The 8,462-nt window shown below is 39.0% G+C and carries 9 protein-coding genes; all 9 read left to right on the forward strand.

Translation table 11 applies throughout. The annotated features are described in order from the left end of the window. The first annotated feature begins 60 nt into the window (after positions 1–60). The 9 genes from ACP3VS_RS21460 (at position 61) to ACP3VS_RS21500 (ending at position 7,897) form a co-directional block, all read left to right on the forward strand. Positions 61–1,470 (forward strand): anthranilate synthase component I family protein, encoded by a 1,410-nt coding sequence (locus ACP3VS_RS21460; protein WP_031416134.1) that lies wholly within the window; start codon positions 61–63, stop codon positions 1,468–1,470. Beyond that, positions 1,467–2,048, forward strand: coding sequence for an aminodeoxychorismate/anthranilate synthase component II (gene pabA, locus ACP3VS_RS21465; RefSeq protein WP_012291903.1), 582 nt, complete (start codon positions 1,467–1,469; stop codon positions 2,046–2,048). Before ACP3VS_RS21460 ends, pabA begins: the two co-directional genes overlap by 4 nt. Continuing rightward, a complete protein-coding gene (pabC, locus tag ACP3VS_RS21470) occupies positions 2,049–2,888 on the forward strand; it encodes an aminodeoxychorismate lyase (RefSeq protein WP_031416135.1) in 840 nt (279 codons plus the stop codon). It abuts the gene before it with no gap. Between the two features lie 13 nt (positions 2,889–2,901). Continuing rightward, complete coding sequence (gene folP / locus ACP3VS_RS21475; RefSeq protein ID WP_031416136.1) at positions 2,902–3,756, forward strand: dihydropteroate synthase; 855 nt, start codon at positions 2,902–2,904, stop codon at positions 3,754–3,756. Then, positions 3,756–4,121, forward strand: coding sequence for a dihydroneopterin aldolase (folB, locus tag ACP3VS_RS21480; protein ID WP_012291906.1), 366 nt, complete (start codon positions 3,756–3,758; stop codon positions 4,119–4,121). The genes folP and folB overlap by 1 nt, the downstream gene beginning before the upstream one ends. Beyond that, positions 4,121–4,633, forward strand: coding sequence for a 2-amino-4-hydroxy-6-hydroxymethyldihydropteridine diphosphokinase (folK, locus tag ACP3VS_RS21485; RefSeq protein WP_012291907.1), 513 nt, complete (start codon positions 4,121–4,123; stop codon positions 4,631–4,633). The genes folB and folK overlap by 1 nt, the downstream gene beginning before the upstream one ends. Before the next feature lie 69 nt (positions 4,634–4,702). Then, positions 4,703–5,743 carry a tRNA dihydrouridine synthase DusB gene (dusB, locus tag ACP3VS_RS21490; protein WP_012291908.1) on the forward strand — a complete coding sequence of 347 codons (1,041 nt, stop codon included), beginning with the start codon at positions 4,703–4,705 and terminating at the stop codon, positions 5,741–5,743. Positions 5,744–5,921: 178 nt separating this feature from the next. Then, positions 5,922–7,424 carry a lysine--tRNA ligase gene (gene lysS, locus ACP3VS_RS21495; protein WP_012291909.1) on the forward strand — a complete coding sequence of 501 codons (1,503 nt, stop codon included), beginning with the start codon at positions 5,922–5,924 and terminating at the stop codon, positions 7,422–7,424. Positions 7,425–7,615: 191 nt separating this feature from the next. Then, positions 7,616–7,897 (forward strand): hypothetical protein, encoded by a 282-nt coding sequence (locus ACP3VS_RS21500; RefSeq protein WP_012291910.1) that lies wholly within the window; start codon positions 7,616–7,618, stop codon positions 7,895–7,897. Positions 7,898–8,462 lie beyond the last annotated feature (565 nt).

The following is an 8,462-nucleotide window of genomic DNA, read 5'->3' on the forward strand; positions in this document are numbered from 1 at the left end:
CTAAGTAATATTCAAGTTAAGATGGAATCACATCATATGATTTAAAAGGGGAAAACTAACTTGAAGACAATTCTGACGAAAACAGTAGAGATGGATGCAGATTCATTTTTTTATAGTTATAAAAAGCAAACAGAGACACAACATTCGCATGTCTTTTTAGAAAGTGGACGGGGTGGTCATTTTACAATAGCAGCTTGGAATCCATTAGCAACTGCACAAGCAGTAGAGAACGGACTTTTAGTAAATTGGAGAAACGGTAGAAGTGAAGTTTTACCAGGTGAATCTCTTGCGTTACTAGAAGAGCTCGTGGCGGATTATCAAGTTTCTTATAATGCGGAGCTTCCAATCTTTCAGGGGGGGGCAATTGGATTTGTGACATATGATTATGCGCGCAATATAGAAGTGCTTCCCAATACAGCTATAGATGATTTGCATATACCCGATATTTTCTTTTATCTGTTTGATTGCTGGGCAGTACACGATGTGAAAAGCAATACGGTCACGTTAATGAAGCTAGAAGATTGTGTTGTTGACCTAGATGAGTGGGCTACTAATTGGCAAGTTGCAGCCCAAGATGGATTAGCTACGCGCAAATTTGAAAAAACAAATGCTATAGAAGTAGACAATGACGAGAGTGAATTGCTTGTGTCATTCGCAGGGACTGAATTTGAGGCGGCGGTGAAGAAAATACAAACCTATATCGCGGAAGGTGATGTTTTTCAGGTTAATTTATCAGTTCGTCAATCCAAAAATCTAAGTGCGACAGCGATGGATGTATATGAGGCATTACGAGCCTTTAATCCGTCACCTTATATGGCTTATATGGAAGCTCCAGATTTTGCAGTTGTTTCTGGATCACCCGAGCTTTTAGTCAAACGCCAGGGTAAAGAGTTATCGACGAGACCAATTGCAGGAACTCGACCAAGAGGGAAATCTGAAGCGGAAGATTTAGCATTAGCTCAAGAATTAATTGACAATGATAAAGAACGCGCAGAACACGTGATGTTAGTAGATTTAGAGCGTAATGATTTAGGACGAGTATCAACCTATGGAACAGTAGAAGTGGATGAATTTATGGTCATTGAACGCTATTCGCATGTCATGCACATTGTATCGAATGTTAGGGGAGAAATAGCAGAAGGTAAAACAAATGCTGATGTTATCCGTGCAATGTTCCCAGGAGGTACTATTACTGGTGCACCAAAGATACGTACAATGGAGATTATCGAAGAGTTAGAACCTGTGCGACGTGGTCTATACACTGGTTCTATTGGTTGGCTCGGCTATACCGGAGATATGGAGTTTAATATTGTAATCCGTACAGCATTTATAAAAGATGGGGTTGCCCATATTCAGGCAGGGGCTGGTATTGTCATTGATTCTGTTCCAGCAAGAGAATATCAGGAATCTTTAAATAAGGCGAAGGCAATGTGGCAGGCTAAGGCAATGGCGGAGGAGCGAGCAAAATGATTTTAATGATTGATAACTATGATTCATTTATTTATAATATCGTACAATATTTGGGGGAATTTGGACATGAAATAATAGTAAAACGAAATGATGTATTAACAATAGAGGACATCGAACAACTTGCACCTGATATGATAGTTATTTCACCGGGGCCGTGTAGCCCAAATGAGGCTGGTGAAAGTCTGAACATTATCCGATATTTCGCGGGAAATATTCCGATTTTAGGAGTATGTCTTGGACATCAGGCTATTGCACAAGTGTTTGGCGGCCAGGTAATCCGAGCTGAGCGCCTTATGCATGGGAAGACATCCCCTGTATTACATGCTGAAGTTGGTTTACATAAAGCTATGCCAAACCCATTTCAAGCTACTCGCTATCATTCTCTTATTGTCGAAAAAGAGACGCTACCGACGTGCCTAGAAGTAACCGCTTGGACAGAAGAGGGAGAAATTATGGGACTTCGTCACAAGGATTATCCAATAGAGGGCGTACAATATCACCCAGAATCTATTATGACTGAGCAAGGAAAAAAACTCCTGCGTCAATTTATAGAAATGTACGTAGAAGGAGTGAAATAGATGCGGTGCTGGATAAACGGAAGCTATATGGCAGAAAAGGATCTGCGGATTTCCCCCTTTGACCACGGTTTTTTATATGGTTTGGGCTTCTTTGAAACATTCCGAACATATAAAGGACAAGTATTTGGATGGGACGCACATATGGAAAGATTACAGCAGGCTCTATCGCAATATCGCATTCATCTTACCTATCCTGAAAGTGTATTACTGGAGGTTGTGCAACAATTAAATCAACAAGCCGGCGGTCAGGATGGCTATTTCCGCCTTAATGTTTCAGCAGGTGAACATAATATTGGTTTACAGCCAACAGAATACACAACACCCAACGTCATTCTCTTTCGTAAGGAATTACAGGATACACCTCGTGGAACTGAAAAGACTGCTCAATGGCTTACTACACCACGTAATTCACCTGAACAAGGGCTGCGAGTTAAATCACATCACTTTGGCAACAATGTGCTGGGGCGTTTTGAGCTACCATCATTGGCGGAACAAGAAGGCTTCTTTTTAACGGAAGCAGGCTACGTTGCTGAAGGTGTGACCTCAAATGTTTTTTGGGTAAAAAATGATATACTATATACGCCTTCCTTGGAAACAGGTATACTACCTGGCATTGTTCGAGCTTGGGTTATTAAGAAAGCCAATGCCCTGGGTATTGAGGTAAGCGAAGGCTTTTATAGGAAGGAAGATTTACAACAAAGTACGGAATGCTTTATTACCAATTCTGTGCAGGAGCTTGTACCAATCATTAACGTAGAGAACCAGCAATTATTAGGTAATAGAGGACCTGTTTATATGCGTTTGCATGATGCATTTGCTCAAGAAGTGGAGCAACGATAGAAGGAGCGTTTTTATGCTAGAAAAATATATGAAACCATTAACGATTAATGGTATTCCATTAGATTTTACGAAAGAAACCTTTATAATGGGTATTCTAAATGTTACACCAGATTCCTTCTCTGATGGAGGAAAGTTCAACAGTGTCGAAGCTGCGGTAGCTCAAGCAAAAAAAATGGTGGCTGATGGGGCTAAAATAATTGATGTAGGCGGAGAGTCTACACGTCCAGGTTACGAGCGTATTTCAGATGAAAAAGAAATTGCACGTATTGTACCTGTTATACAAGCATTGCTGAAAGAAGTAGATGCCATTATTTCGGTGGATACGTATAAAGCAAATGTAGCGCGAGCGGCCATTGAGGCAGGAGCACATATGATAAATGATATTTGGGGAGCAAAAGCTGAACCGGAAATTGCACAGGTTGCTGCTGATTTACATGTTCCAATAATTTTAATGCACAATCGTGAAAATTTGGATTATGGTGTTGATTTTTGGGCATCGGCAAAGGCAGACATAGAAAAAAGTATTGTTATCGCACATCAAGCAGGGGTTCCTGATCATCATATTATCCTAGATCCTGGCATTGGCTTTGCCAAAAATACTGAGCATAATATAGCCATGATGCAACACTTAGAGGATTTAGTGGAGATGGGCTACCCTGTACTTTTAGCAACATCACGTAAATCTATGATTGGTAATGTGCTGAAGCTACCTGTGGATGAACGTCTTGAAGGCACGGGAGCAACGGTAGTTTATGGAATTGAAAAGGGCTGTCATATGATACGTGTTCATGATGTAAAGGAAATGGCACGCGCAGCACATATGGCGGATGTGTTAGTAGGAAAGCGACTGTATAAGGAGGAGGCATAATGGATTACATTCATTTAAAGGATATGCAGTTTTATGGTTACCATGGCGTATTAGCGGCAGAAACAACTCTTGGTCAACGTTTTCGAGCAAATGTTTCGCTGGCTGTAGATATGACCATGGCTGGAGAAACAGATGATCTAGCCTATACAGTAAATTATGCAGAGGTCTATGCAGTGTGCCGTGATATTGTTGAAGGAGAACCTTTTAAGCTTATTGAGGCACTTGTTGTAAAAATAGCAAACGTGATCTTAACAACCTACCCCGAAAAAGTAAAAGGTGTCCGTGTAGAACTGATCAAGCCAGACCCACCAATTCATGGCTATTACAAAGAAGTGTCTGTTGAAGTAACGAGAGGTGATTTTTAATGAAAGATGTCTATCTATCAATAGGTACAAATATGGGTGAGAGATATGAAAACCTTCAAAAGGCTATTGCTCTCTTAAGAGAGAAGGTGAACATTGAGGTTGTTCGTGTTTCGTCGGTTTATGAAACGGCAGCAGTAGGCTATACAGATCAGGCAGATTTTTTGAATATTGCTGTTCATCTCAAAACCGATGCATCATCTACTGAAATGCTGAAGATTTGCCAATCAATTGAACAGGAACTAGGACGTGTGCGAGAATTTCGTTGGGGTCCACGAATTATCGACCTTGACATTTTACTTTACAATCACGAAAATATTGAAACAGAGAACCTAATTGTTCCTCACCCAAGAATGTATGAGCGAGCTTTCGTCTTAGTGCCATTAGTAGAGATTACTCCAACGCCATTCGGAGGTCAGCTACAACAAGCACATCATTTATTGCAACAGATGGACTGTGAGAGTGAAGGTATCAGCTTGTGGAAGCCAACTAACGAACCTCTTACAGTGAATTAGGTAGGCGCTTTATATAAAATTTTTAATTAAGGATAAATAGGTACATGCCTATATAGGAGGAAGACAACGTTGAGTCAAACAACAGAGAAGCCCTTTCGAATTGGCGATATTGTCATGGACAACCGTGTTGTATTAGCTCCAATGGCTGGAATTTGTAATTCTGCTTTCCGCTTAACCGTAAAGGAATTTGGAGCAGGGCTCGTATATGCTGAAATGATTAGTGATAAGGGCATTGTTCAAAAAAACGAAAAAACATTAGGTATGCTTTATATCGATGAACGTGAAAATCCCCTGTCACTGCAAATTTTTGGTGGAGATAAAGAAACGTTAGTAGAGGCAGCTAAGTATGTAGATCAAAATACAACCGCTGATATTATTGATATCAATATGGGATGCCCTGTTAATAAAATTATTAAATGTGAAGCGGGAGCACGGTTACTATTAGATCCCAATAAAGTGTATGAAATGGTAGCGGCTGTGGTGGATGCAGTGAAAAAACCTATTAGCGTAAAAATGCGAATTGGTTGGGATGACGAGCATATCTTCGCTATTGAAAATGCCCAGGCTGTTGAGCGTGCTGGAGCATCAGCGGTAGCAGTTCATGGTCGTACCCGTGTACAAATGTACGAAGGGAAGGCGAATTGGGATATCATTCGTCAGGTAAAGGAAAACGTGAAAATTCCTGTTCTTGGTAACGGTGATGTAGAAACACCACAGGATGCTAAACGTATGCTTGAAACGACAGGTGTAGATGCAGTGATGATTGGTCGTGCTGCTTTGGGTAACCCATGGATGATTTATCGTACAGTTCAATACCTAGAAACGGGTGAATTAAAGGAAGAACCGAGCGTACGTGAAAAAATGGATGTATGTCTACTTCACTTTGAACGTCTTCTACAATTAAAAGGAGAAGGTATTGCAGTTCGTGAAATGCGTAAGCATGCTTCATGGTATTTGAAGGGGATTCGCGGTAATGGTAAAGCACGGAACGCTATTAACCAAACAGAAACGGCAGCAGAGCTTCGCGCGTTATTAAATGGTCTTGTACGAGAGTATGAAGAATCGGAGTCCAATTTCTTCATTCCTGAAGCTAAAGAATTCATTATTTAAGATAAAGGTATTGTTGGCGTCTCTAGTTTTGACAGAGACGCTTTTATTTTACGGCCTTTAATTTTTAGAATTATTAATTATCTAATCTTGTGTTGAAAATAAACTGAAACAGATGATTACAGCTTTAAAATTGTGTACAATAGAAATATTATGGACGTAAACGCTATTTATTTAAGGAGTGAAACAAGTGTCAAACATAGAAGAATTAAATGACCAGCTTTTGGTGAGACGCCAAAAAATGACGACTATATTAGAGAACGGACAAGATCCATTTGGGAGCCGTTTTGAGCGTACGCATTTGTCAACAGAAGTAAAGGAGCAATTTGCAGACCAAACAAAAGAACAGCTAGAAGAGAATCTGCAAGAGGTTATTATTGCGGGTCGTATAATGACAAAACGCGGTAAAGGAAAAGCTGGCTTTGCACATATTCAGGATTTAGGTGGCCAAATTCAAATCTACGTACGTCAAGACCATGTTGGTGAAGAAGCGTATGAATTATTTAAACAAGCTGATTTGGGAGATATCGTAGGTATCCGAGGAAATGTATTCCGTACACAGGTTGGGGAGCTTTCAGTAAAGGCAGAGGAATTCACATTCCTAACAAAGGCGCTACGTCCTATGCCAGAGAAATTCCATGGTTTACAGGATGTTGAACAACGTTATCGCCAACGCTATTTAGATCTTATGACGAATGAAGACAGCAAACTAACATTTATAGCACGTTCTAAAATTATCCGTGCTATCCGCAACTATCTAGATAACGCTGGATATTTAGAAGTAGAAACACCAATGCTTCATACAATTGCTGGTGGTGCGGCTGCTCGTCCATTTATTACTCATCATAATGCACTTGATATGGAATTATATATGCGAATTGCAATCGAATTGCACTTAAAACGCCTAATTGTAGGTGGTTTAGAAAAAGTTTATGAGATCGGTCGTGTATTCCGGAACGAAGGGATTTCTACACGCCATAACCCTGAATTTACAATGATTGAGCTCTATGAAGCATATGCTGACTATCAAGATATCATGTCTCTCACTGAAAACCTGATAGCTCACGTTGCTCAGGAAGTTCTTGGAACGACTACAGTTCAATATGGTGAAGATGAAATTAACCTAGCAGTGGGCTGGAAACGAGTTCACATGGTTGATGCCGTAAAAGAAGCAACTGGTGTAGACTTCTGGCAGCCGATGACAAAAGAGCAAGCTCAGGCTCTTGCTAAAGAACATGGAGTAGAAGTGAAAGATGTTCATGAAGTAGGTCATATTATCAATGAATTCTTTGAGCAAAAAATAGAAGAAACGTTAGTACAACCTACATTTGTATATGGACACCCTGTGGAAATCTCGCCTCTTGCAAAGAAAAATCCAGAGGACGAGCGTTTCACAGATCGCTTTGAGCTATTTATTGTTCGTCGTGAGCATGCAAATGCCTTCACAGAATTAAATGACCCAATCGATCAACGTCAGCGCTTTGAAGCACAATTAGCGGAGAAAGCAGCTGGTAATGATGAGGCGCATGAAATGGACAATGATTTCATTGAAGCTTTGGAATATGGTATGCCTCCAACTGGTGGACTAGGTATCGGTATTGACCGATTAATCATGCTATTAACAAACTCACCATCCATTCGTGATGTATTATTATTCCCGACAATGCGTCATATTACAAAATAGTCGAAGCATCTTTTCTAGTAAGAATAAAATGAATGAAGAGGGGAATTTGCTGGATAAGGCAATTCTCCTCTTTTTTGTATTAAAAAAATTAAGTTGTTTAAACGTGGATTATATTTAGGTTATACTTTTATAGTTCTATGTTTTATAAATGACAGTAGATAAAAAAGAAGTACTTTTATTGGGGGCATATAATGAATTACAAAATTATTAACAAACAAGTATTTGAACAGGCTCAATTACGTTCTGTATCGGATGTTCCATTTACAGAAGAAGAACTTGAGCATGGAATGAAATTAGTAGTTGCCAAAAAAGATGAGAATCTTACTTTATATTTAGTAGAGGTCGACGGACATAAGAAGTTTGATGTTCGTTGGGATGATTCTTCTGAAATTTTTAGTGGCTGGTATTCCGCATGGGATAATTTCCTGTGGTGCTTAAATATAGTTGATCCACAAGATGATGGCTTAAAGTAGTAGCGCGAAGCTTGAATAACAAACGATGAGGTTTTTTAGTTGAGTAAGCAGGAGAAAATGAAGCGGATGCTTTTAACTCCTGCTTATATTTATATGTTTTAGTTTTTAATTAGTTGAGTTTTAAAAGAAAGCAATGTATAGTAAAACAAATCATTTAAGTTAGAACAGAGAATGATATAAAATCTACATTCTCATAAGTGTATAAAATAGCTTACTAATGCATGTTTTTTCAATAATATTGATTTCTATGAAAAAAACACTTGCGAAGTAATTGCGAACATGATAAATTATTACTTGTCGTTAAAACGACGTAAGAACAACACCATCATAAAGATTCGACAAACGAAAAAATTGTTGACATCAAAATGTGATTGTGATAAGATTTAAAAGTTGTCTCTTGTGAACGAAAAAACTTTTTTGAAAAAAGTTGTTGACAATGATGACTGAGTACATTATAATTTAAGAGTTGCTATTAAAAAACTAGCAACCAAATGAACCTTGAAAACTGAACAAGCAAAACGTAATCAATAAAGTTTTAAGTAGCTAGCCTAGCTAGTGAACGAAA

The sequence above is a fragment of the Lysinibacillus sp. VIII_CA genome (genome assembly GCF_049943995.1).
GTDB classification, from domain to species: Bacteria; Bacillota; Bacilli; order Bacillales_A; family Planococcaceae; genus Lysinibacillus; species Lysinibacillus pinottii.

What these genes read in the sequence shown, in the direction of transcription:
- pabA (WP_012291903.1), top strand. Translation starts at nt 1,467, where the DNA reads ATGATTTTAATGATTGATAACTATGATTCATTTATTTATAATATCGTA.
- pabC (WP_031416135.1), top strand. Translation starts at nt 2,049, where the DNA reads ATGCGGTGCTGGATAAACGGAAGCTATATGGCAGAAAAGGATCTGCGG.
- folP (WP_031416136.1), top strand. Translation starts at nt 2,902, where the DNA reads ATGCTAGAAAAATATATGAAACCATTAACGATTAATGGTATTCCATTA.
- folB (WP_012291906.1), top strand. Translation starts at nt 3,756, where the DNA reads ATGGATTACATTCATTTAAAGGATATGCAGTTTTATGGTTACCATGGC.
- folK (WP_012291907.1), top strand. Translation starts at nt 4,121, where the DNA reads ATGAAAGATGTCTATCTATCAATAGGTACAAATATGGGTGAGAGATAT.
- ACP3VS_RS21500 (WP_012291910.1), top strand. Translation starts at nt 7,616, where the DNA reads ATGAATTACAAAATTATTAACAAACAAGTATTTGAACAGGCTCAATTA.